At 71.2% G+C, this 23,149-nt stretch carries 19 protein-coding genes and 1 tRNA gene; 9 read left to right on the top strand and 11 right to left on the bottom strand.

Annotated features, from left to right (window positions below; genetic code table 11):
* Window positions 1-75: 75 nt before the first annotated feature.
* The 7 genes from NLX83_RS05765 (at window position 76) to NLX83_RS05735 (ending at window position 7,792) form a co-directional block, all read left to right on the top strand.
* Window positions 76-1,089 carry a methionine ABC transporter ATP-binding protein gene (locus NLX83_RS05765; RefSeq protein ID WP_254233818.1) on the top strand — a complete coding sequence of 338 codons (1,014 nt, stop codon included), beginning with the start codon at window positions 76-78 and terminating at the stop codon, window positions 1,087-1,089.
* Window positions 1,086-1,769 carry a methionine ABC transporter permease gene (locus NLX83_RS05760; RefSeq protein WP_254233817.1) on the top strand — a complete coding sequence of 228 codons (684 nt, stop codon included), beginning with the start codon at window positions 1,086-1,088 and terminating at the stop codon, window positions 1,767-1,769. The genes NLX83_RS05765 and NLX83_RS05760 overlap by 4 nt, the downstream gene beginning before the upstream one ends.
* A gap of 24 nt (window positions 1,770-1,793) precedes the next feature.
* Entirely contained in the window at window positions 1,794-2,609 is an 816-nt protein-coding gene (locus NLX83_RS05755) for a MetQ/NlpA family ABC transporter substrate-binding protein (RefSeq protein WP_254233816.1), read from the top strand.
* A 57-nt stretch (window positions 2,610-2,666) separates the two neighbouring features.
* Window positions 2,667-3,623 (top strand): 4-(cytidine 5'-diphospho)-2-C-methyl-D-erythritol kinase, encoded by a 957-nt coding sequence (locus NLX83_RS05750; RefSeq protein WP_254233815.1) that lies wholly within the window; start codon window positions 2,667-2,669, stop codon window positions 3,621-3,623.
* Between the two features lie 40 nt (window positions 3,624-3,663).
* Entirely contained in the window at window positions 3,664-5,466 is a 1,803-nt protein-coding gene (locus NLX83_RS05745) for an ABC-F family ATP-binding cassette domain-containing protein (protein ID WP_254233814.1), read from the top strand.
* Window positions 5,467-5,513: 47 nt separating this feature from the next.
* Complete coding sequence (locus tag NLX83_RS05740) at window positions 5,514-7,154, top strand: fatty acyl-AMP ligase (RefSeq protein WP_254233813.1); 1,641 nt, start codon at window positions 5,514-5,516, stop codon at window positions 7,152-7,154.
* An 80-nt stretch (window positions 7,155-7,234) separates the two neighbouring features.
* Window positions 7,235-7,792, top strand: a complete 558-nt coding sequence (locus NLX83_RS05735; protein WP_254233812.1) for a 3'-5' exonuclease — start codon at window positions 7,235-7,237, stop codon at window positions 7,790-7,792.
* Between the two features lie 228 nt (window positions 7,793-8,020).
* Here NLX83_RS05735 and pth read toward each other — a convergent pair whose 3' ends face one another.
* The 9 genes from pth to NLX83_RS05690 form a co-directional block, all read right to left on the bottom strand.
* A complete protein-coding gene (gene pth, locus NLX83_RS05730; RefSeq protein ID WP_254233811.1) occupies window positions 8,021-8,605 on the bottom strand; it encodes an aminoacyl-tRNA hydrolase in 585 nt (194 codons plus the stop codon).
* Between the two features lie 112 nt (window positions 8,606-8,717).
* Window positions 8,718-9,335, bottom strand: a complete 618-nt coding sequence (locus NLX83_RS05725) for a 50S ribosomal protein L25/general stress protein Ctc (protein WP_254233810.1) — start codon at window positions 9,333-9,335, stop codon at window positions 8,718-8,720.
* Between the two features lie 267 nt (window positions 9,336-9,602).
* Window positions 9,603-9,923: a hypothetical protein gene (locus tag NLX83_RS05720; protein ID WP_254233809.1), complete on the bottom strand. Its 321-nt coding sequence runs from the start codon at window positions 9,921-9,923 to the stop codon at window positions 9,603-9,605.
* A gap of 5 nt (window positions 9,924-9,928) precedes the next feature.
* On the bottom strand, window positions 9,929-10,900 hold the full coding sequence (locus NLX83_RS05715) for a ribose-phosphate diphosphokinase (RefSeq protein WP_254236097.1): 972 nt from the start codon (window positions 10,898-10,900) through the stop codon (window positions 9,929-9,931).
* Window positions 10,901-10,926: 26 nt separating this feature from the next.
* Window positions 10,927-12,450 carry a bifunctional UDP-N-acetylglucosamine diphosphorylase/glucosamine-1-phosphate N-acetyltransferase GlmU gene (glmU, locus tag NLX83_RS05710; RefSeq protein WP_254233808.1) on the bottom strand — a complete coding sequence of 508 codons (1,524 nt, stop codon included), beginning with the start codon at window positions 12,448-12,450 and terminating at the stop codon, window positions 10,927-10,929.
* A 107-nt stretch (window positions 12,451-12,557) separates the two neighbouring features.
* Window positions 12,558-14,186, bottom strand: a complete 1,629-nt coding sequence (locus tag NLX83_RS41615; protein ID WP_305884167.1) for a GGDEF domain-containing protein — start codon at window positions 14,184-14,186, stop codon at window positions 12,558-12,560.
* A 134-nt stretch (window positions 14,187-14,320) separates the two neighbouring features.
* Window positions 14,321-16,243 (bottom strand): sensor domain-containing diguanylate cyclase, encoded by a 1,923-nt coding sequence (locus tag NLX83_RS05700; protein ID WP_254233807.1) that lies wholly within the window; start codon window positions 16,241-16,243, stop codon window positions 14,321-14,323.
* An 89-nt stretch (window positions 16,244-16,332) separates the two neighbouring features.
* Window positions 16,333-16,403, bottom strand: a tRNA-Gln gene (locus NLX83_RS05695).
* A gap of 116 nt (window positions 16,404-16,519) precedes the next feature.
* Window positions 16,520-17,740 (bottom strand): alpha/beta hydrolase family protein, encoded by a 1,221-nt coding sequence (locus NLX83_RS05690; RefSeq protein WP_254233806.1) that lies wholly within the window; start codon window positions 17,738-17,740, stop codon window positions 16,520-16,522.
* Window positions 17,741-17,965: 225 nt separating this feature from the next.
* Between NLX83_RS05690 and NLX83_RS05685 the strand changes: the two genes are divergently transcribed.
* Both NLX83_RS05685 and NLX83_RS05680 read left to right on the top strand, forming a co-directional pair.
* A complete protein-coding gene (locus tag NLX83_RS05685; protein WP_254233805.1) occupies window positions 17,966-18,937 on the top strand; it encodes an acyl-CoA desaturase in 972 nt (323 codons plus the stop codon).
* Window positions 18,938-19,106: 169 nt separating this feature from the next.
* A complete protein-coding gene (locus NLX83_RS05680) occupies window positions 19,107-19,709 on the top strand; it encodes a TetR/AcrR family transcriptional regulator (protein WP_254236095.1) in 603 nt (200 codons plus the stop codon).
* Window position 19,710: 1 nt separating this feature from the next.
* On the opposite strand, the gene NLX83_RS05675 is transcribed toward NLX83_RS05680, so the two are convergent.
* A complete protein-coding gene (locus NLX83_RS05675) occupies window positions 19,711-21,732 on the bottom strand; it encodes a polysaccharide lyase 8 family protein (RefSeq protein WP_254233804.1) in 2,022 nt (673 codons plus the stop codon).
* Window positions 21,729-22,889 (bottom strand): PQQ-dependent sugar dehydrogenase, encoded by a 1,161-nt coding sequence (locus tag NLX83_RS05670; protein WP_254236094.1) that lies wholly within the window; start codon window positions 22,887-22,889, stop codon window positions 21,729-21,731. The genes NLX83_RS05675 and NLX83_RS05670 overlap by 4 nt, the downstream gene beginning before the upstream one ends.
* Window positions 22,890-23,149 lie beyond the last annotated feature (260 nt).

Genomic DNA, 23,149 nt, shown 5'->3' with positions numbered 1-23,149 from the left:
CCACCCCATCACCGTCCACAAAGGACGGTTCCGGAGCGCTGCCGCCACGAGCGGCGGCCGTGCCATGGAGTCATCGTGATCACTGTTGAGAACCTGACCAAGAGCTTCCCCGGCCGAGGGGGCGAGGTCCGCGCGCTGGACGGCGTCTCCCTGGAGGTTCCCGCCGGCACGATCCTCGGCGTCGTCGGCACCAGCGGGGCGGGCAAGTCGACCCTGGCGCGCTGCATCGCGCTGCTGGAGCGGCCCGACGCCGGCTCGATCCGGGTGGACGGCACCGACCTGGTCAGCCTCTCCGGTGCCGCGCTGCGCGCCGCCCGCAGGCAGATCGGCGTCGTCCCGCAGACCGACTCCCTGCTGCGCCAGCGCACCGCCGCGGGCAACATCGCGCTCCCGCTGGAGGCCGCGAAGGTGCCCGGCCCGCAGCGCAAGCAGCGGGTGTCCGAGCTGCTGGAGCTGGTCGGCCTGTCCGACAAGGCATCGACCTTCCCCGACCAGCTCTCCGGCGGTCAGCGGCAACGGGTTGCCATCGCCCGCGCGCTCGCCGCGAGCCCCTCGGTGCTGCTGGCCGACGAGCCCACCTCCGCGCTGGACCCGGAGACCACCGGCTCCGTGCTGACCGTGCTCGACCGCGTGCGCTCGGAACTGGGCGTCACCGTCCTCGTGGTCACCCACGACATGGCCGTCGTCCGCCGGATCTGCGACGACATCGCGGTCCTTGAGCACGGCCGCGTCGTGGAGAACGGCAAGGTCCTCGACCTGATCTCCGCGCCCGGCAGCCGCACCGCCTCGGCGCTGCTGCCCGAGCTGGACCAGATCTCCCAGCAGCACAGCGCGGGCTACGACCGGGTGGCCGACATCGTGCTCGTCGGCTTCGCCGCCATCGGCGCGCTGCTGCCCGAGGCCGCCAGCAGGCACGGCGTCGAGCTGTCGCTGCTCGGCGGCGGCATGACCCGGCTCAACGACACCCCGGTCGCCCGTTTCCGCATCGCACTCAGCGGTGAGCGGGCCGACGCCGCCCTCAAGTGGATCGGCGAGCGCGGTGCCGTCGTCCGCCACAAGCCCACCCTGGTTGCGGGGACTGCTGCGTGAGAACCGAAACACCCTGGTCCACCGTTTTTGAGCTGCTCGCGGAAACGGGGTGGGAGACGCTCTACATGGTGGCGCTGTCCGCCGTGTTCGCGTTCATCGGCGGCCTGCCGCTCGGCGTGCTGCTGCACGTGACCGCTCCGGGAGGCTTGCGCCCCCAGGTGTTCACCCACCGCGTGCTCAACTTCGTCGTCGACGTCGGCAGGTCACTGCCGTTCGTGATCCTGCTGATCGCGTTGCTCCCGGTGACGCGCTCGATCGTCGGCACCACGCTCGGCAGCACCGCCGCCGTGGTCCCGCTGACGGTCGGCGCGATCCCGTTCCTCGCCCGGCTCGTCGAAGGCGCGCTGCGCGAGGTGGACACCTCCGTCGTGGAGGCCGCGATCACCACCGGGGCCACCAAACCGCACATCGTCCGGGGCGTGCTGCTCCGCGAGGCCGCGCCCGCGCTCGTCGCCGGGATCGGCGTCACCGTGATCGCGCTGATCGGCTACTCCGCCATGGCGGGCGTGGTCGGCGGCGGGGGTCTCGGTGACCTCGCGATCCGCTACGGCTACCAGCGCTTCGACACCCGGGTGCTGATCAGCACCGTCGTGGTGCTCGGCGTCTTCGCCCGCCTCGTCCAGTTCCTCTTCGACCTCGGCGCCCGCGGCATCGACCGCCGCCGCCGGGTCACCGCCTGAACCAGTAAGGAAGAACCGATTCCCATGCGTCGTATCCGCACGCTCGCCGCCGCCGCACTCGTCACCGCCAGCGCCCTCGTGCTGGCCGCCTGCGGAGGCGCGGACCCCGCCAAGGACCCCAACGCCGCCATCCGGGTCGGCGTCAGCCCCGTCCCGCACGCCGAGATCCTGCGCTACGTCGCGGACAACCTGGCCAAGGACAAGGGCATCAAGGTCGACGTGGTCGAGATCAACGACTACGTGACGCCGAACACCGCGCTCGCCGAGGGCCAGCTGGAGGCGAACTACTTCCAGCACAAGCCGTACCTCGACGAGTTCACCGGCGCGCGCAACATCAAGCTCCAGTCCGTCGGCGCGGTGCACATCGAGCCGCTCGCGGTGTTCTCCAAGAAGGTCAAGAAGGTCGAGGAGCTGCCGCAGGGCGCGAAGGTCGCGCTGCCCAACGACCCGAGCAACCTCTCCCGCTCGCTGAACCTGCTCGCCTCCACCGGCCTGATCAAGCTCAAGCCGGGCACCGAGGCCAAGGCCACCAAGCAGGACGTGGCCGAGAACCCCAAGCGCGTCGAGCTGCTGGAGACCGAGGCCGCCCAGCTGCCGCGCAGCCTGGACGACGCCGACGCCGCCGTGGTCAACGGCAACTACCAGCTGGAGGCCCGGCTCGACCTGAAGACCGCGCTCGCCGTGGAGAGGGCCGAGGGCAACTCCTACGCCAACCTGCTGGTCACCCGGCCGGAGCTGGCCGAGGACAGGCGGGTCAAGGCGCTGGCCGAGCTGCTCCGCTCGCAGCAGGTGCGGGACTACATCGGCAAGACCTTCCCGGGCGGTGTGATCCCCGCCTGAAAATCGGTGAAAACGTGAGCCGGGGGCGCGGGGCCGTAGGCTGGCAGGGTGCTTGCCGTGGTCCCGCCCCCTGTCACCGTCCGTGCCCCCGCCAAGGTGAACCTCCACCTTGCGGTTGGTGACCTGCGTGAAGACGGTTATCACGAGTTGATGACCGTGTTCCAGGCCCTGTCCCTCAACGACGAGGTCACCGTCGCCCAGGCCGATGAGCCGGGCATCGAGGTGATCGGGGACGGGGCCGACCTGGTGCCCGATGACGCCTCCAACCTGGCGTGGCGGGCGATCGAGGCGCTGGCCGAGCGCGCGGGCCGCGATCCCGACGACCCCCGCGTGCGCGTGGTGATCCGCAAGGGCATCCCGGTCGCGGGCGGTATGGCGGGCGGTAGCGCCGACGCCGCCGCCGCCCTGGTCGCCGCAGCCTCGCTGTGGCGGATGGAGATCGGCCGGGACGAGCTCTCCGAGATCGCCGCGACCATCGGCAGCGACGTGCCGTTCTGCCTGCACGGCGGGACCGCGCTCGGCGCGGGCCGCGGTGAGCGGCTGGTGCCCGTGCTGACCAGGCACACCTTCCACTGGGTCATCGCGCTGGACAAGGGCGGCCTATCCACTCCGACCGTGTTCGCCGAGCTGGACCGGCTGCGTGCCGACGGCCGCCCGCCGCGGGTCGGCTCGGTCGAGCCGGTGCTCGAAGCCCTCGCCACCGGTGACCCGCGCCAGCTGGCGCTGTTGCTGGGCAATGACCTCCAGGCCGCCGCGGTGTCGCTGCGGCCCGCGCTGCGCCGCACGCTGCGCGCGGGGGTGGACGCGGGCGCGCTCGCCGGGATCGTCTCCGGCTCCGGCCCGACCTGCGCTTTCCTGTGCTCCTCCGCCGACGCCGCCGTCCGGGTGGCCGCGGAGCTCTCCGGCGCGGGCGTCTGCCGTAGCGTTCGGGTGGCGCAGGGTCCGGTGCACGGGGCTCGGGTGATCGGCGGCGATGACACGCCGCGGCCCGTCCCGCCCGAGGTCCACGCCTAGTTCTTCTTCTGCCTTCGTGCGTTTCGTGATGTGAGGATTGATGGCCAACCTGGTCAACCTGGAGTCCGTCAGCAAGAGCTTCGGCGTGCGCCAGCTGCTGGACGGAGTGTCGCTCGGCGTGAACGAGGGCGATCGCATCGGCGTCGTCGGGCTCAACGGTGGCGGCAAGACCACGCTGCTGGAGATCATCGCCGGGATCGAGCCGCCGGACTCCGGCCGGGTCAGCCACAACCGGGACCTGAACTTCGCCGTGGTCACCCAGCGCAGCGAGCTGCCGAAGGGCTCGACGATCCGGCAGAACGTGATCGAACCGCTGGGCTTCGACGCCGAGCACGAGTGGGCCGCCGACGCCAAGGTGCGCTCGGTGCTGGACGGGCTCGGCGTGAGCGAGCTGGGCCTGGACACCGTGATCGACCCGCTCTCCGGTGGCGAGCGGCGCCGCGTCGCGCTGGCCGCCGCGCTGGTCCGGGACCTGGACCTGGTCATTCTCGACGAGCCGACCAACCACCTCGACGTGGAGGGCGTGCAGTGGCTGGCCGACCACCTCCGCGGGCGGCGCTGCGGGCTGGTGGTCGTCACCCACGACCGCTGGTTCCTGGACACCGTGTGCACCCGCACCTGGGAGGTCGTCGGCGGCGGGGTCGAGCAGTACGAGGGCGGTTACGCCGACTGGATCTTCGCGCGCGCGGAGCGGGCCCGGCTCGCCGCGACGCTGGAGGAGAAGCGGCAGAACCTCGCCCGCAAGGAGCTGGCGTGGCTGCGCAGGGGCGCCCCGGCGCGCACCTCCAAGCCCCGCTTCCGGATCGAGGCCGCCGAGGCGCTGATCGCCGATGTGCCGCCGCTGCGGGACAGCGTCGAGCTGATGAGCTTCGCCAAGCGCCGCCTCGGCAAGACGGTGATCGACATCGAGGACGCCACGCTGCGCATCCCGGACGGTCGCACGCTGCTGGAGCACACGACCTGGCTGGTCGGCCCCGGCGACCGGGTCGGGCTCGTCGGCGTGAACGGCTCCGGCAAGACCACGCTGCTGCGGGCGCTGGCCGGGGAACGCGAGCTGGACGGCGGCACGCGCAAGCAGGGGCAGACCGTGCGGCTGGCGCACCTGTCGCAGGAGCTGCACGACCTGCCGATGAACATGCGAGTGCTCGAAGCGGTCGAGGACGTGGCGCGGCGCGTGGTGCTCGGCAAGTACGAGCTGTCCGCGTCGCAGCTGGCCGAGCGGATGGGTTTCCCGGCGAGCCGCCAGTGGACGCCGGTCTCCGACCTCTCCGGTGGTGAGCGCAGGCGGTTGCAGCTGACCAGGTTGCTGATGTCCGAGCCGAACGTGCTGCTGCTCGACGAGCCCACCAACGACCTGGACATCGACACCCTGCAGCAGCTGGAGGACCTGCTCGACTCCTGGCCGGGCACCATGATCGTGGTTTCGCACGACCGGTACCTGGTCGAACGCGTCTGCGACAACGTGGTGGCGCTGTTCGGCGACGGGCGGATCACCAAGCTGGTCGGCGGCATCGAGGAGTACCTGAAGCGGCGCGCGGCCATGCGCGAGGCGGGCATCGCGACCTCGGTCGGCTCCGGAACGGTGGCACCGCGGGCCGTCGCGGAGAAGCCGAGGTCCTCGGCGGCGGAGGAACGCGCGGCGCGCAAGGAGCTCTCCCGCCTGGAGCGCAAGCTCGCGCAGCTGGACAGCAGGGCCGCCAAGATCGAGGAGAAGCTCGCCGCAGCGGGCTCCGACGTGGACAAGCTGGTCGAGCTGGACGCGGAGCTGCGCGCGGTCAAATCGGAGCAGGCCGAAGTCGAGGAGCAGTGGATGGCCGCGGCCGAGGTCGTTGAAGCGGGTTGATCCCGTGATTGTCCACTGATCGTCGGACTGGCTTAGGCTCCGAAACCATGAGCCAGTTCATCGAGGCACTGGTGAGCAGGGCGCGGTCCACCGACCGCGGCCTGACCACCGGCGTTCCCGCCGCCCCCCAGCGCAGGACCTGGGGTGAGGTGCACGAGGAAGCCAGCAGGGCCGCCGCCGCCCTCGTCGAAGCGGGTGTGCGCAGGGGTGACTCCCTCGCCGTGCTCGCCGCCGACCCCGCGCCGATCGCCGCCGCCGTGCAGGCGTGCTGGCTGGCCGGGGGCAGCGTGACCATGCTGCACCAGCCCACACCGAGAACAGACCTGGCCATGTGGGCCGAGGACACGCTCAAGGTGCTCGGCATGATCGGCGCCCGGCGGGTGCTGCTCGGCGCGCCGTTCGACGCGCTGGCGGACGTTCTGCGCCAGCACGGCATCGAATTCTTGTTGATCGAGGAACTGCGCTCGCACGCGGCGCCGCTGGCCGAGCCGGTGGAGACCGGCGAGGACGACGTCGCGCTGCTCCAGCTCACCAGCGGCTCGACCTCGGACCCGAAGGCCGTGCGGATCAGCCACGGCGGCCTGTGGGCGAACATCAAGGCGATGGTGACCACGGCGAAGATCGACGCCGAGCGGGACGTGCTCATCTCCTGGCTGCCGCTGTTCCACGACATGGGCATGGTCGGCTTCTTCACCGTGCCGATGACCCTCGGCGCCGAGCTGGTCAAGGCGTCCCCGGCGGAGTTCGTCGGGCGCCCGCTGATGTGGCTCGAAATGATCAGCAGGTACCGCGGCACGGTCACCGCCGCCCCGAACTTCGGCTACGCGGTCGCGGGCCGTCGTATGTCCACTTTGGACGATGGGGCGATCGACCTGTCCACGCTGCGCTTCGCGCTCAACGGGGCGGAGCCGATCGATCCGGCCTCGGTGCGCGGTTTCACCGACGCCGCGGCGCGGTTCGGGCTGCGGCCGGAGTGCATGGTGAGCGCCTACGGCATGGCCGAGGCGACGCTCGGCGTGTCCTTCGCGCCGCTGGACACCGGCCTTGAGGTGGATGTCGTCGACGCGGAAGCCTTGGCGGACAAGCACATCGCGACTCCCGCCGGTGACGGGGCGAAGTCCCGCGAGTTCCCGCTGCTCGGCCCGCCGCTGCCCGGACTGGAAGTGCAGGCGGTCAGCGAGGACGGCCGGGTGCTCGGCGATCGCGAGGTCGGCGAACTGCGCATCCGCGGTGACGCGGTGACCGACGGCTACCTCACCATGGACGGTCCACTGGCCACAAAGGACAGTGAGGGCTGGCTGAACACCGGCGACGAGGGCTACCTCGTGGGCGGTCAGGTCGTGGTGTGCGGCCGCCGCAAGGACGTCATCATCATGGGCGGCCGCAACATCTACCCGACCGACGTGGAGCGCGCCGCGGGTTCGGTGGACGGAGTGCGCGCGGGCAACGCCGTCGCGGTCCGGCTCGACGCGGGCGACCGGCGGGAGCGGTTCGCCGTCGCCGTGGAGTCCAAGCACGCGGGTGACGCCGCGGCGGAAAGCGCGATGAGCAAGGAGATCGCGGCCCGGGTGATGGACGCCGTCGGAGTCCGCCCCGCGGCAGTCGTGGTCCTCCCGCCCGCCACGCTGCCGAAGACGCCTTCGGGGAAGCTCCGCCGCACCGAGGCCCGGAAGTTCATCCCCTCCTGACAACCGGGTTCGCCGCCCCAACCACGGTGCGCTCGATAACGTGAGGCGTTGGGGCGGCGCGGGAAGTACGCTGCGCCGTCGTGAGAAAACGAAGCCTGGAGCGGGTGCTGGTCGTCGACGTGGAGGCGACCTGCTGGGACGGGGCGCCGCCCGCCGGGCAGGTCAACGAGATCATCGAGATCGGCGTGTGCGTGTTGGACACCGCGACCCTGGAGCGCGGTGAGCGCATGGCGATCCTGGTCCGCCCCGAGCACTCCGAGGTCAGTGCGTTCTGCACGGAGCTGACCACGCTCACCGCGGCCGACGTCGCCGATGGACTGTCCTTTGTGGACGCATGCGCGGTGCTGCGCGAGGAGCTCGGTTCGCGGGACCTGGTGTGGGCGAGCTACGGGGACTACGACCGCAAGCAGTTCCAACGGCAGTGCGACACCACCGGGGCGAAGTACCCGTTCGGGCCGCGGCACATCAACGTGAAGACGCTCTTCGCGTTGGCGCACAACCTGAAGTCCGAGGTGGGGATGGACCGCGCGGTCGAGCTGGCGGGCCTGCCGCTGGAGGGAACCCACCACCGCGGGGTCGACGACGCGTGGAACATCGCCGCCCTGCTGGCCGGGGTTCTCCGGCGGGCGCGCCGCTGAGCGTGCTCCGCAGGCGCGCAACGAGGCGTGCTCCGGAGGCGCGCAACCTAGGCCCGCCTCCACGACCGCGCGCGCAAGTTGGGGCGTCTTCAAGTACACCGAACCCCGGCTGTGGCGGTCGCAAACGGTGCCGAACCCCGACGGGAAGCCGAGGTTGGGGGCGGTTTGAGACGGTTTTGGCGGGGGTTCGGGGGACTTGAAGACCGCCCGACCTCGGCGCCGAGCTGGCTAGGAGAGCGGGTGGAACTTGTTCTGGGCGGCTTCGAGACCTAGTGATACCAAGCCTTCGACGGCATCGGCGCAGAGGTCGATCGCGAAGGCCAGCTCCTTGCGCTCGGTGCCGGAGAAGTCCTTGAGCACGAAGTCGGCCGGGTCCTGGCGACCGGGCGGGCGGCCGATGCCGAAGCGGACGCGCAGGTAGTCCTTGGTGCCGAGGGACTTGGAGATGCTGCGCAGCCCGTTGTGGCCGTTCTCGCCGCCGCCGAGCTTGAGCCGCACCTGGCCGAACGGCAGGTCCAGCTCGTCGTGCACGACGACCACCGATCCGGGCTCGGCCTTGTAGAACCGCGCCGCGCCCGCCGTGGCACCGCCGGAGAGGTTCATGTACGAGCGGGGCTTGGCCAGCACCACCCGGCTCCCGGAGAGCCTGCCCTCCAGCACCTCGGCGCCGGCCTTGTGCGACTTGAACTTCCCGCCGATGCGCCCGGCCAGCTCGTCGAGCACCAGGAAGCCGATGTTGTGCCGGTTGCCCGCGTAACCCGGCCCCGGGTTGCCGAGGCCGACCACCAGCGCCAGCCCGTCCGTGCCGACCATGACCCTCTCCTTGAACGAACGCCTGAACGAACCCCCGAACGCGACGACGGCGCGCCACCCTCGCGGGCGACGCGCCGTCAGCAGTGCTGTGTGCCCGACGTCGTGGGCGGAATCAGCTCTCGGTCTCCGGAGCGTCCTCGACCACACCGGCGCCCTCGGCGTCGACGGCGGCCTCCATCTGCGCGGCGCTCGGGGCGGCCACGACGTTGACGAGCAGCGCCTCGGGGTCGGTCACCAGGGTGACGCCCGCGGGCAGCTGGACCGAGGAGGCCAGGATCTGGGTGCCGACCGCGGCGCCCTCGACCGAGACCTCGAAGCCGTCGGGGATGTTCAGCGCGTCGGCCTCGACCTGGATCTCGGTGGCCTCCTGCGTGATCATCGTGCCCGAGGCGGCGGTGCCGGTCACGGCGACCGAGACGTCGACGGTGACCAACTCGCCGCGGCGGACCAGCAGCAGGTCGACGTGCTCGATGTAGTTCCGCAGCGGGTGCGTCACGACGGTCTTGGTGAGCGCCAGCTCGGTGTCCGAGCCCAGTTCCAGCGCCAGCACGGTGTTGGTGCCGTGGTTGCGCATCACGCGGGCGAACTCCAGCGCGGGCAGGGCCACGTGCTTGGGGTCGGAGCCGTGGCCGTAGAGGACCGCGGGGATCTTGCCGGCGCGACGGGTGCGGCGAGCGGCACCCTTGCCGAACTCGGTGCGCGGCTCGGCTGCGAGACGGACCTCGGACACGGTGGTGCTCCCTTGCGACGTCGGGTGATCACATTCGTCAGTGGCGGTCTGCGGCGGCGGGCGGCGCGGGAGGGTGTGGATGCACGCGGCCGGTGGCCGCCGCGTCGATCACGCCGGGTGCGACGACCCGACCTCGCCGAGACAACCCGGCAAGTGTATGCCGTGGTTTTCCCAGGGCCTAACCGGGGGCCGGTTTCCCGCAATCCCCCAACACGGGGAAAGGGGCCCCGCCGATCCCGGCGGGGCCCCTTCCGACGCGTGGACGGCTCAGAACAGCATGCCGACGCCGACCCCGAGGGCCGCGAGGCCGACGATCGGGCCGAAGTACTGCATCGGCACCCAGAACAGCCGGTGCCGGTCGCGGTAGAGCACCGGCTGGCCGGTCGCCTGGTCGAAACCCGGAACCGGCCGGTTCAGCCGCTCGCCGACGAACCAGATCGCCACGCCCGCCAGCAGCAGGCCGATCACGGTGCCGAGGTTGGCGGAGTCGCTGGGACCGCCGAGGGCGACGCCGATACCGCTGCCGCCCGCCCCGCCGATCGCGGCGATGACGACGGTCAGGATTCCCCAGCCGGTCCAGACGATCATGTTCCTCAGGCCTCGCCGTCGAACAGGCTGGTCACCGAGCCGTCGTCGAAGACCTGGTGGATCGCCTTGGCCAGCAGCGGCGCGATCGAGAGCACCGTCATCTGCGGGAAGCGGCGCTCGTCCGGGATCGGGAGCGTGTTGGTGAAGATGACCTCCTTGGCCCCGCAGTTGGCCAGCCGCTCGGTGGCCGGGCCGGAGAGCACGCCGTGGGTGGCCGCGATGATCACGTCCGCCGCGCCCTCGTCGAGCAGCTGCTCCACCGCCTTGGCGATGGTGCCGCCGGTGTCGACCATGTCGTCGATCACCACGCAGGTGCGGCCCTTGACCTCACCGACGACGCGGTTGGCCACCACCTCGTTGGGCTTCAACGGGTCGCGGGTCTTGTGGATGAAGGCGATCGGGCAGCCGTCGAGGGTGTTGGCCCACTTCTCCGCCAGCTTGGTGCGGCCGGCGTCGGGGGAGACGACGGTCATCTTGGCGTCGCTGTACTTGCCCCGGACGTGGTTGGCCAGCAGCGACATCGCCAGCAGGTGGTCGACCGGGCCGTCGAAGAAGCCGGAGATCTGCGCGGTGTGCAGGTCCACGGTCATGATCCGGTCGGCGCCCGCGGTCTTGAACAGGTCGGCGATCAGCCGGGCCGAGATCGGCTCGCGGCCGCGGTGCTTCTTGTCCTGCCGGGCGTAGGGGTAGAACGGCATGATCACGGTGATCCGCTTGGCGCTGGCGCGCTTGAGCGCGTCGACCATGATCAGCTGTTCCATCACCCACTGGTTGATGGGCGCGGCGTGGCTCTGCATGACGAAGGCGTCACACCCGCGCACCGACTCCTCGAACCGGACGAAGATCTCGCCGTTGGCGAAGTCGTAGGCCGCCTGCGGCGTGATCGGAACGTCCAGGTGCTTGGCGACCTCCTCGGCCAGCTCCGGATGGCTGCGCCCGGCGAAGAGCATCAGGCTCTTCTTCGGTGTCGCCGACATCGCGCTCGCGCTCACGGTCATGTCGTTCACTTCCCGTCCTCCGCGTCGTTGCCGGGCACATCATCGCTGTTCGCCGCCAGTGCTCGTGCCGCGGCGTCGGCGGCAGGCGTGCCGGAGCGCCTGCGTGTGACCCATCCCTCAACGTTGCGCTGCTTGGCCCTGGCCACCCCCATGGCGCCCGGCGGGACGTCGCTGGTGATCACCGAACCGGCCGCGGTGTAAGCGCCGTCGCCCACGGTCACCGGGGCCACGAACATGTTGTCCGCGCCGGTGCGGGCGTGCGAGCCGATGGTGGTGTGGCTCTTGGTCACGCCGTCGTAGTTGACGAAGACGGTGGCCGCGCCGATGTTGCTGAAGTCACCGATCGTGGCGTCCCCGACGTAGGTCAGGTGGGGGACCTTGGTGCCCTCGCCGATCTTGGCGTTCTTGGTCTCCACGAAGGTGCCGATCTTGCCCTTCGCGCCGAGCCGGGTGCCGGGGCGGAGGTAGGCGAACGGGCCGACCGAGGCGCCCGCGCCGATCTCCGCGTCGGTGCCGTGGGTCCGCACCACGGCGGCGCCCTCGCCCACCGCGCAGTTGCTCAACGTGGTGTCCGGGCCGACCACCGCGCCCTCGCCGACCTGCGTCGCGGCCTTGAGCTGGACGTTCGGTTCGAGCACGACGTCGCGAGCCAGCACCACGTCGGCGTCCAGCCAGACCGAGGCCGGGTCGGTGACCGTGACGCCCTCGCGCATCCAGCCGGTGACCAGCCGCCGGTTCAGCTCGGCGCCGAGCGCGGCGAGCTGGACGCGGTCGTTGACGCCCTCCACCTGCCACACGTCCTCGCACACCAGCGCGCCGACCCGGCGCCCGTCACCGCGGGCGATGCCGAGCACGTCGGTGAGGTAGAGCTCGCCCTGCGCGTTGGCGGTGGAGATCCGGCCCAGGCCGTCCCGCAGCACCGCGGCGTCGAAGGCGTAGACCCCGGAGTTGATCTCCTGGACCGCGCGCTGCTCCTCGGTGGCGTCCTTCTGCTCGACGATGGCCAGCACGCCGCCGTCGGCATCCCGCAGCACCCGGCCGTAACCGGACGGATCGGACACCACGGCGGTGAGAACAGTCACGGCGTTGCCCTGGTCACGGTGCTCGTCGAGGAGCCGTTCCAGGGTCGCGGTCTCCAGCAGCGGGACGTCGCCGTAGGTCACCAGGACGGTGCCGTCCGCGCCCGCGGGCAGGGCGGCGAGCGCGCAGCCGACCGCGTGCCCGGTGCCGTTCTGCTTGCCCTGCACGGCGGTGACGATCTTGCGGTCGAGCTGGTGCCCGATGCTCTCCAGCCGTTCACCGACCGCCTGCCTGCCGTGGCCGACGACCACGACGAGGTGCGCGGGGTCCAGGCCCGCCGCGGCCCGGACGGCGTGTTCGATCAGCGGCCGTCCGGCCAGCGGGTGCAGCACCTTCGGGGTGGCCGAACGCATTCTGGTGCCCTCGCCTGCGGCGAGCACGATTGCGTTGACCGGTCCTGGGGTGGCGGGGCCGCTGGAGGAGCCTGGGGCGGGTGCGCCCTGTGGCATCAGAGCTCTCCTTGGGTCGTTTCGCGACAGACGCGCGGGGCCCGTGAACCGGCGACCCCGGCGGGGGCGATCCTACGGGTGTCCCGACCGGCCCCGGCCCCGCGTCGTCAGCCGACCGCCACCCGGTTGCCACCCTGGTGTTTCGCCACGTACATCGTGGCGTCGGCGCGGCGCAGGGTCTCCTCGGCCGGTTCCTCCGCGCGCAGCCGGGTCAGCCCCGCGGACAGCGTGACCCCGTGCCCGACCGGCCGGGGCAACCCCGCGACGGCCTGCACGGCCCGCTCCAGCGCCGCCCGCGCCTGCTCGGTGTTCACCCCGGGCAGCACGACGACGAACTCGTCACCGCCGTAGCGGGCCACCAGGTCGTCGGCCCGGACCGCGCCGCGCAGGGTGTCCGCGACCGCGCGCAGCACCGTGTCGCCGACCATGTGGCTGAGCCGGTCGTTGACCTCCTTGAAGCCGTCCAGGTCGAGCACGGCGACCATGACCGCGGGCCCGCCGGGGGCCAGCGCCGCCGCGCGCATCCGCTCGGCGAGTCCCCTGCGGTTGGCCAGCCCGGTCAACGGGTCCTGCAACGCCTGTCTGGTCACGGCTCCGTGCGTCCTCGCCAGTCGTTCGTGCTCCACCCGGGCCCGGATGGTGCCGATGAGCGCCTGCCTGGCGCCCCAGAGGTACTCCTCCATCGCGGTCATGTGCTGGTAGGCGGGGCAGTCGACCTGCTCGAAGCCCTTCTGCGCGGCGAAGAGCCGCGCGTGCTCCCAGCTCAGCGTCAACCGCAGCAGCCGGGCTTCGGTACTGCTCTTCAGCTCGCGTTGCAGGTCGGTGATCAACGCGATCGCGGTCCCGGGGTCGTCGATGCAGCGGGCCAGCGCGATGGTCACGTGGATCAGCTCGCTGGGCTCGCGCAACGCCTCGCGCAGCCGCAACAGCCGGTCGACGTGCGAGACGTCCGGATCGGCGAGGGCGAGCGCCACCGCGATGGCCCCGACCTCGTCGGCCGCCTTGCCCGCCGAGTCCTCGGCGAACATCGAACCGCCCCACAGCTCCTCGGCCGTGTGGGCGAGCCGTTCCGCGGCCGCGTAGCGCTCGGCGCTCTGCTCGGCGAAGCCGGCGCGCTCCAGCCGCAGACCCCAGTCCAGCATCAGGCACAGCCGGTTGACCGTGAGCACCGTGCGCTGGTGGACGTCGTCGGCCGCGATGTGGCGCTCCGCGTGGTCCAGCGTCTCCTCGGCGAGCTCGTAGGTGCCGAGCCCGGACAGCGCGCCGCTCAGCGTCAGCAGCGCGCACGCCACCTTCTTGCCCCACACCGCGGGCGCCGTGCCCTCCGGCGGGTCGAGCGGCTCGGCCATGATCGCGAGCCCGCGTGCCGCCGCGACGAGCGCGTCGCTCTGCAACCCCCGCCGGAGCGCGAACCGCCCGCGCAGCGCGTAGTGGTGGATCTCGTAGAGCAGCAGCTCATGGGTGCGCGCCGTCGCGTCCAACTCGTCGAGCAGCGCGTCGACCGCCTCGTCGGCGGGGTTGGTCAGCAGCCGCAGCACCAGCGCCCGGCGCTGCGTCGCGGCCAGCACCTCACCGGAGGCGACCAGCCGCGCCTTGGCCAGCAGGTCGTCGACCTCGGCGAGGATGGCCCAGCGTTCGTGCACCGGCACGCTCTGGGCGCGGGCGACCAGCACGTTCCCGCGCTCGTTGAGCCATTCACCGCTCGGGAGGTCGTCGTCGCGCGGGGTCCGGGGCATCGGCGGCACCCCCTCGCGAAGATCTTCTGCTCCGATCGGACCACCGCACTCTAGGACGACCGCTGTGGCCAGGACCACACTCGAATCAGGAAAGTGAAAATCCAGCGGGTCCGATTCGGGTTCCGCGCGGGAGATCAGGGGGTGGGCGGCGGCACCCAGCTCGGCGAGTGCGGCAGATCGTCGGCGATGTCGGCGCCGCTCACCGCGACCCTGCTGCCGCCCTGGCGCTTGGCCTGGTACATCGCGGCGTCGGCGCGGGCGAGCGCCTGCCCCGGGGACTCGGCGGGCTTCACCGAGACCACGCCGATCGACAGCGTGACGCCGCGGGAGAAGTCCACCGGCAGCCGCGACACGGCCTCGACCGCCCTGGACAGCGCCGCCTCGGCCGCGCCGAGCGGGGCGCCCGGCAGCAGCACCACGAACTCGTCCCCGCCGTAGCGGCCGACCAGGTCGTCACCGCGGAGCGCGTCGCGCAGCGTGCTCGCGATCACCCGCAGCACGTCGTCGCCCTCGGCGTGCGAGCACCGGTCGTTGACGCTCTTGAAACCGTCCAGGTCCACCAGGGCCACCGACAGCGGGTAGGCCGACGGGGTGGCGACCAGCGCGTCCATCCGCTCGTCCAGCGCGCGGCGGTTGGGCAGCCCGGTCAGCGGGTCCTGCAACGCCTGCTGCGCGATCGCGCCGTGTTCGCGGCTGAGCCGCTCGTGCTCCAGCCGGGTCAGCAGCGTGGCGACCCGCGCCTCGCGCAGCGTCCACAGCTCGTGCTCCAGCGCGGTCGCGTACGCCTCCAGCGCGTTGCTCGTCTCCTGGCCGCCGTCCGGCCCGCACAGCCGCGCGTACTCGCGGACCAGGCACAGCATCAGCGTCGGCTCGCTGGTGTCGCGCTCCAACTGCTTGCGCGTGGTGCCCAGGATCCGCTGCGCCTCCACGTCCCGCCCGGCCATCTCCAGGCAGCGCGACAGCGCGATCGCGGTGACGATCTGCTCCCTGGGGTACATCGAGAGCGTGAGCAGCTCCTCCAGCGAGCAGATGTGCTCGGGGCCGGGCCGGGCCAGCGCGTGCGCCGCGCCCAGCATCGGCACCTGCGCGGCGGCCGGGCGGTCGCTGCGGCGCGGGAACAGCGACTCCCGCCACGGGCCCTCCACCGAGACGGCGAGCGCGGAGGCGGTGGCGAACCGGTCCAGGGCCTCGTCGCCCTTGCCGACCCGCTCCAGCCGCAGGCCCCAGCCGAGCAGCAGCCGCACCCGGTTGATCATGTGCACGGCGATCTCGTGCGGTCCGCCGTTCTCCCGGACGCAGAGGTTCGCCCTGGCCAGCACCTCGTCGGCGAGCTCGTAGACGCCGAGCTGGGTGAGCACCAGGCCGATGTCGACCCAGGCCGCGGCCAGCAGGCGGGCCCAGTTGCGGCCGCCGAAGATCTCGTCGGGGACCGGATCGCCCTCCAGCATCACCAGCGCGGCGGCCACCTCGGAGAGCGCGGTGTCCTCGTAGCCCGACATCAGCGCGCGGCGTCCGGCCAGCGCGTGCGCGTCGGCCCGCAGCACGATCAGCCCGTGCCTGCCGGTGTGGCTGAGCAGCTCCTCCAGCAGCGGATCGGTCAGCTCGCTGAGGCCGGGCGTGACCAGGCGGACGATCACCGAGGAGCGCAGGATCTGCGCGACCATCCTCGGCTCGCCCCGCCGCTGCGCCTCGGTCAGCAGGTCGTCGGCCTCGCGCGCGATGGCCAGCTGGGCTTCGAGGTCGCTGGACTGCGCCGTCGCGGTCAGCTCGCGGGCACGACCGACCAGCCACGCGTCCGAGACCTCGGCGAGGGCGGGCGGTGGCGCATCCTGATGCCTGTCCTGGCGCTCGGGCTGGTCCACTGGGTGACTCACGGGCGCCGCTTCCCCGTCCGAGGGATCGGGCAGGGCGCGGATCGGGATGACGGGGAGGTCCGGGGTGGACAGCTCCAGGTCGGTCTGCTCCGGGGGAAGGTGCTCCAGCCGCCGCCGTCCCGTGCGGGACTCTTCCGGGCTGTACGCGGGACCGTCGACGCCGGTCTCCTGCTGCAGGTGCATTCACCCCCCTTGTGAACAGCCACGACGTGGTCGTGGGCACCGTGCCGGGCACGCTCGCCGGTGCCGGGTACACCGGGAGGGCCCGTCCGCTCCGCCGCCAGGATTCGAACCTGAACCATCAGAACCAAAATCTGAGGTGCTGCCGTTACACCACGGCGGATAGTGGGCGATATCGCGCACGGCATCGCTACCGCACGCAACGACATGGTGGCATGCGCGCGCCGTTCGTGGCAGGCAGGCCACACTTCTGGCTGTTTTCCGACAGCTTTTCCCCGGTCAGCGCCCCGCGGCCGCGACGGAGTTGGTAATGAAGCCCGTCACCGTCCGCTCGTAGCTCGCCCGGTCGTGGTTCCACAGCGCGACGTGCCCGGCCCCCGGCATCTCGGTGTAGCGCAGCGGCCAGTTCAGCTTTCCGGCCGCCCACGCCAGCTCGCGGGCGGCGCTCACCGGGACGGAGGTGTCGGCGTCCCCGTGCAGCAGCAGCGTCTCCGGCCGCGTCGCGGGAGGCCGCTGCGCCAGGTCGAACCGGTCGAAGTCCAGCCCGGCCCGCCAGCTGCTGATGGTCTTGGTCAGCGGTACCAGGAAGGTCGGCAGGCCGCGCTGCTCCGCCTGGAAGGTGAGGGTCTTGTTCCAGCTCACCACCGGTGAGTCCAGTACGACCGCGGCGATCCTGGGGGCCAGCGCCGACCTGGCGAGCAGCTGGCCGATCACCGCCCCGCCCATCGAGTAGCCGTAGAGCACGAACCGCTTGGCGCCGTTGCCCTGCGCCATCCGCATCGCCGCCTCCACGTCCCGCCACTCCGAGTCACCCAGGTGGTGCAGGCCGTCCGCGGAACCGGGGGCGTCCCGGTCGTTGCGGTGGCTGATCGAGAGGGAGGCCAGCCCGGCGCGGTGCAACGGCCCGATCATCCGCAGCGTCTCGGTGTAGCTGGCGTTGTGCCCGTGCACCGCGATCACCCAGGTGCCCGGCTCGATCCCGGCGGGCGGGCCGACGTACCAGGCCTTGGCCCCGCCCAGTTCGGTCGGCACCAGGACCTCGCTGAAGTCCAGCCCGAACGCTGTGCGCGGATCACCGGCCCCCCACACGTCCGCGTTCACCCGGACGCGGGAACCGATCGGCGGTTGCGCGCCGCCGAGCAGCCGCCGCTCCACCTTTCCGGGTGAGCGGCCGAGGATCTCGCCGACCTGCGCCGATCCGGAAACCGACGTGGACCAGCGGATGTCCCATGTTCCGGGGCGAAGGGTGCCCTCGTTCTCGGCCAGCGTGACGCTCTTCACGCCGTCGCGGTCGTGCACCGCGAAGACCTCGTCGTAGTACCGCGGCGCCGAGTGGTTCGGTACGAGCAGCACCGAGGAGTAGTAGTACGAGCCACCCATCGCCGCCCCGCCCAGCAGCAGCACTGTGACCAGGAGGAAGACGGTCAGGCGGCGGCGGGGTGTGGTGCGCCGCGCCTTCGGCCGCACCACCGGGGCCTCGGCGACGGGGGAAGTCGTCATGCCGGGATCATCCGCGATCGGCCGCGTGGCGCCGGTGTGGCCGGCGACACATCGCGGGGCAGCCGGTGTCCGACACGCCCGATTTGATGCGACACGCCGTGAGTTGTCACTCGGGGGGTGACGGGCGGCTCACGCTCAACTTACGCTTGCGTAGGTTACGGTTCCGTAGCCGTAGGGAAGAGTCGTACGGACTCGCCTGTGCCGAACTGACGAGGTAGCCAACGCATGACGCTGACATCCGAGCCCTCCACGCGACCTGGGGCTGACGCCGCGGAGACCGCGCGTGGCCCGAAGCCGATGTTCGACGAGCCCCGCACCCGCGTCGGGCAGATCGTCGTGTTCGCGTTCGTGATCATCCCGACGCTGGCGCTCATCGCGGCCGTCCCCTTCGTCTGGGGCTGGGGTCTCGGCTGGGTGGACGTGGCGCTGGCGCTGGTCTTCTACTACATCGGCGGGCTCGGCGTGACCGTCGGCTACCACCGCTACTTCACCCACGGCTCGTTCAAGGCCAAGCGCTGGGTGCGCGTCATGCTCGCGATCGCGGGCAGCAGCGCGGTGCAGGGCCCGATCCTGCACTGGGTCGCCGACCACCGGCGGCACCACGCGTTCTCCGACAAGGAGGGCGACCCGCACTCGCCGTGGCTCTACGGCACCTCGCCGTGGGCGCTGACCAAGGGCTTCTGGCACGCGCACATGGGCTGGATGCTGCGCAGGGACGTCACCAACGCCGAGCGCTTCGCGCCGGACCTGTTGGCGGACAAGGACATTCGCCGCGTCGACAAGCTGTTCGTGGTGTGGGTCGTGCTCAGCCTCGGCCTGCCCGCGCTGCTCGGCGGCCTGATCACCTGGTCCCTGTGGGGCGCGGTCACCGCGTTCTTCTGGGCCGGGGTGGTGCGCATCGCGGTGCTGCACCACGTGACCTGGTCGGTGAACTCGGTCTGCCACATGATCGGCGAGCGCCCGTTCAAGTCCAAGGACAAGGCGGCGAACTTCTGGCCGCTGGCGATCCTGTCCTTCGGCGAGTCCTGGCACAACCTGCACCACGCCGACCCGACCTCGGCCCGGCACGGCGTCAAGCGCGGCCAGATCGACACCTCCGCTCGGGTCATCTGGATCTTCGAGAAGTTCGGCTGGGTGTGGAACGTCCGCTGGCCCACCGAGGCGCGGTTGGCCCGGATCACCGTCGACCAACACTGACCGGCACTGACCAGCACAGAGACGCACGGCACCGGGGGCTCCTGTTCGCAGGGGTCCCCGGTAATTCGTTGGCGAAGCGCATAAACTTGTCGCCACAGTTCACTTGCGACGGTGTCGACACGCGCGTGCCGCCCTCGCAGGAGGGGGAGCTCCGGTGGCCCGTGTACGGATGACCGGCAAGGAGCGGCGGCAACAACTGCTGGACATCGGCAGGAAGCTGTTCGCGGAGAAGGGGTTCGACGGAACCTCCATCGAGGAGGTCGCGCACCGCGCCGGGGTGAGCAAACCCGTTGTGTACGAACACTTCGGCGGCAAGGAAGGGCTCTACGCGGTCGTGGTGGACCGCGAGATGCAGGTCCTGCTGGACGGCATGGTCTCCGCGCTCTCCGTCGCCGACCACCCCAGGGAGCTGCTGGAGCGGGCGGCCAGCTCGTTGCTGGACTACATCGAGGACTCCACCGACGGGTTCCGCATCCTGGTGCGGGACTCCCCGGTCGCGGCGAGCACGGGCACTTTCTCCAGTCTGCTCAACGACATCGCCACCCAGGTCGAGGACATCCTCGGCCAGCAGTTCTCCTCCCGCGGCTACGACGCGAAGCTGGCCGCGCTCTACGCGCAGGCGTTGGTGGGGATGGTCGCGCTGACCGGCCAGTGGTGGCTGGAGGCGCGCAAGCCGAAGAAGGACGAAGTCGTCGCGCACCTGGTCAACCTGTGCTGGAACGGCCTGTCCCACCTGGACCACAAGCCCAAGCGCCGCGTCGTCCGTTCCTGACCTACGCGAAGCGCACGCGGTAGGTCTTCCCGGCCGCGGCGTCGACCGTGATGCGCAGCCCCCGTGGCAGTTCCGTCACCAGCACACCGGGATCGGCGGCCGACACCCGAAGCTCGGGGCGAAATACGTGCAGTACCAACGGTTCCTGCGACCGCGTCGGGTCGGAGACGGCCAGTGTGCGCCGGTCGAACACGATCGCCGCCGGGTTGTCGGCGGACAGGTCCTCGATGGCGCCGGGCTCGTAGAAGTTCACCGCGAGGGTGCCGCCGTGCCGCACGGCCTGCATCTTCGCGGTGTTGCCGAGCACGACGGACTTCGGGTTCCGTGCGTGTTCCGCTGTTTCCTCCGCTGTGCACCCGGGCAGGAGCACGTACTGGTAAGTGTTCGACCGAGGGTTGCGGCCGTGGTCGAACAGCAGGACGGCGTACTCGCCCGTCTCGGAGCGGACGTTGGTGTTCGCGGGGAAGACGTATCCACCGACCCCGGCCAGGTGGGCCCAGCCGGGTCCGGTGGTGAACCTCGCCGAGGTCCTGCGGTTCTCCACCGTCGTGATGATGTCGCCGTCCTCGCTGGTGATTCCCGCGCCCAGCGCGACTATCTCGTCGCCGAACATGAACCAGGACTTGGTGCCGCGCAAGGAGTTCGGCGCTCCGGGGAGGCCGTTGTCGAGCTGGTCGGGGCCTGCGGTGAACTGCATCCCGAAGCTGCCGTTGTCGTGGTCCAGGGTGACTCCGCCGACCCATTTGTCCGGTCCTCGGAATCCGCCGAACCACAGGTTGTCCGCGGGTGTGCGGGGATGTGTCGCCGCAGTGGCGGTCGTCGTGCCAGGCAGCCGATACGTGTCCACTGTGGACCAGAAATCGCCGGAGTAGTGCTGGAGGTCGTTGTTGTAGAGGTAGGTCATGCCCTCGCCGGTGTACCACCCGCGCAGGTTCTCCCCGTTGCCCGACTCGTAACCGTTGATCCTGTTGCTGCGCGCGGAAATCGCGAACACCCAGTCGCCGCGGTGGTGCACCGCGCGATCCATGTTCGCGAACGTGTGGTGGGAGGACTTCGGTTGTACTGGCGGCGCCACGGCCTTGCGCAGCAGGACGATCTCGGCCGCGCTCGCTGTCCTCTGGTAGGCCCCGGACTGGACGAGACTTCCGATGAGCGGCCCGATCTTCTTGCTGGACAACAAGGTCAGGGCGCTGACGAGCTGGCGCCCCCACGCGTGGTCGTCGGTGCTCCTGGTGATCGAGCGACCCCGGGTGAACGACATCACCTGGCCCCGGAAGGTGATCGGCTCGAAACTGTCGAACACCCAGCGCTCGACCGTCTCCGGGATCGGATCACCAAGCACCGCAAGGGTTCTCGCCACGCTGCCGAGCAGGACCACGCCGTAGGTACCGGTGTAGGCGTGCCGCTGGTGCTGGACGAAGGAGCCGTCGCGGTAGAAGCCGTCGCCGCTGATCACGTACTCGTAGACCTGGTCGAGCGCGCGCCGCGCTTCCTCGACGAGCTTGGTGTCATCGCTCAGCAGACCGCGCCGGAGGTGGATGTAGGCCTTGTCGGCGCGGTTCGCCCCGGTCTCCTCCTCGGCTGGGTTGGCCGTGCGCCGCGTCGGATCGGGAACGAAGCGGCGGACGGCCCGGAGCAGCGCGGGAATCCGTGCTCCCGACAGGACGACCGTGTCCAGTAGCAGGTTGGGAATGCCGATCTCCCACTCCCACCAGTTGCCCACCTCGTCCATGTCCTCCCGGTAGCGGTGGCGCGCGATCCACTCCAGCGCTTCGGTCACCACGTCCCTGGTGCTCGCCGACAGGGCCATCGCGCGCAGTCTGGACAGCGATGCGGTCGTGTGCTCGACGCCTGGGCCGGGGAGGTCCGGCCACAGCGACGTCCTGCCGGGCGATCTGTCCATAGTGGACAAAAGAGTGCGGGCGCGGGACTCGGCGCGCTCGATGGCCGCGGCGATCACCGGATCGCCCGGATCGGCGTCCTTGCCACCGGTGAGCAGGTCGAGCCAGCGCCCCGTGCTCACCGGCTGATCCGGAGCAGCTTGTCGTCGTCGCCGTTGGAGGTCGTCACGTACAGCGCCCCGTCCGGCCCGAGCCGGGCGCCGCGGAGTCGGCCGTGCGTGTCGTTGAGCTCCGCGGGCGTCGCGACCTGGCGCACCGCCCCGGCCGGGTCGAGGGTGAACAGCATCAGCTTGCTGCCCTTGAGCGCGGTCACCGCGAGCACGCCGTCCAGCTCGCCCCAGCTCGGGCCGGACAGGAAGGCGGCGCCGCACACGGCTTCGGTCGGCGACCCCGAGCTCCACGCGGCGGCGACCGCGTCGGGGAACCGCTTGACATCGGTCATGGGCACGTCCTCGTCATACCCGCCGACGGTGCCCCCGCGCGAGGGGTCCCACCCGTAGTTTCCGCCTGACCGCAGCAGGTTCACCTCGTCGTCGACGTCGGGCCCGTGCTCCACGGCGAAGACCTGGCCGGTCCCCGGCCGCTTGGCGAGGCCCTGCACGTTGCGGTGCCCGTATGTCCACAGTAGACGCTCGCGCGGGTTCGCCGAGCCCGCGAACGGGTTCCCCGGTGCGGGCCCGCCGGTCTCCAGGTCGAGCCGCAACACCTTGCCGCCCAAGCCGTTGCGGTCCTGGGCCGAGGCCGCCCGCGCGGCGTCGCCGGTGCCGACCAGCAGCGAGCCGTCGTCGGCCAGCTCCATCCGGCACCCGGAGTGCCGCCCCGAGCTGACCGGGATTCCGGTGAGCAGGTCCCCGGTCCGCTCGGCCCGCGTCCCGTCCTCCGACAACCGCCAGTTCACCAGGCGCGTGTCCGCCTGCGTGGTCTGGCACGTCACGAACCGCCGGTTGGCGGCGAAGCCCGGGTGCACGAGCAGGCTCATCAGCCCGCCCTCGCTCCGCGCGAACAGGTCGGCGAAGTCCGCCTGCACCGTCGTCGCCGTCGCGCCCGGCCCGGTGCCGGAGAGCAACGTCAACTTCCCCGGCCGCTGGGTGACGAGCGCCTTGCCGCCGGGGAGGAAACCCACGTCCCACCCGTGCTCCAGCCCGGCGGTGACCACCTCGACCTTGAGCGCGGGCGCCCGTCCCGCCGCGGGCGCGTTCCCCTGCGGCTGGGGAGACCCCTGCCCGGAACACCCGGCGACGACCACCAACGCCACAACACCCGCAACGCTGCGCCTGATCACCCCTTCATGTTCGCCCTCCCCGCGTACAACCACCGTGAACGTGGGGCTGGGCCGCTGAACCCCGTTTCGTACTCATAGCGGGTTTGATCGCGCGAGTTCGCCCGCTTTGAGTACGAAACGGGTTCTCACCACCGCTTTTCGTGGCAGAACACCACCCTGGTGCGGCTGGTTGTCCACATCGGCGGGGCTTGTCCACAGGTGCCGTCATCACCGGTTTCGCGGCGTCTTCGATCGGTAGGCTGGGCGTGGGGTCGCCC

The sequence above is a fragment of the Allokutzneria sp. A3M-2-11 16 genome, from assembly GCF_024213555.1.
In the GTDB taxonomy this organism is placed as follows: domain Bacteria; phylum Actinomycetota; class Actinomycetes; order Mycobacteriales; family Pseudonocardiaceae; genus Allokutzneria.
The sequence above is the reverse complement of the archived record's forward strand: the minus strand, read 5'-3'. Positions and strand labels throughout refer to the sequence as shown.

Excerpts from the sequence above, each read along its gene's own strand:
- NLX83_RS05755 (WP_254233816.1), top strand. The coding sequence starts at position 1,794 with ATGCGTCGTATCCGCACGCTCGCCGCCGCCGCACTCGTCACCGCCAGC.
- NLX83_RS05745 (WP_254233814.1), top strand. The coding sequence starts at position 3,664 with ATGGCCAACCTGGTCAACCTGGAGTCCGTCAGCAAGAGCTTCGGCGTG.
- NLX83_RS05740 (WP_254233813.1), top strand. The coding sequence starts at position 5,514 with ATGAGCCAGTTCATCGAGGCACTGGTGAGCAGGGCGCGGTCCACCGAC.
- pth (WP_254233811.1), bottom strand. The coding sequence starts at position 8,605 with ATGGTCGGCACGGACGGGCTGGCGCTGGTGGTCGGCCTCGGCAACCCG.
- NLX83_RS05720 (WP_254233809.1), bottom strand. The coding sequence starts at position 9,923 with ATGATCGTCTGGACCGGCTGGGGAATCCTGACCGTCGTCATCGCCGCG.
- NLX83_RS05715 (WP_254236097.1), bottom strand. The coding sequence starts at position 10,900 with ATGTCGGCGACACCGAAGAAGAGCCTGATGCTCTTCGCCGGGCGCAGC.
- glmU (WP_254233808.1), bottom strand. The coding sequence starts at position 12,450 with ATGCCACAGGGCGCACCCGCCCCAGGCTCCTCCAGCGGCCCCGCCACC.
- NLX83_RS41615 (WP_305884167.1), bottom strand. The coding sequence starts at position 14,186 with ATGCCCCGGACCCCGCGCGACGACGACCTCCCGAGCGGTGAATGGCTC.
- NLX83_RS05700 (WP_254233807.1), bottom strand. The coding sequence starts at position 16,243 with ATGCACCTGCAGCAGGAGACCGGCGTCGACGGTCCCGCGTACAGCCCG.
- NLX83_RS05690 (WP_254233806.1), bottom strand. The coding sequence starts at position 17,740 with ATGACGACTTCCCCCGTCGCCGAGGCCCCGGTGGTGCGGCCGAAGGCG.
- NLX83_RS05685 (WP_254233805.1), top strand. The coding sequence starts at position 17,966 with ATGACGCTGACATCCGAGCCCTCCACGCGACCTGGGGCTGACGCCGCG.
- NLX83_RS05680 (WP_254236095.1), top strand. The coding sequence starts at position 19,107 with ATGACCGGCAAGGAGCGGCGGCAACAACTGCTGGACATCGGCAGGAAG.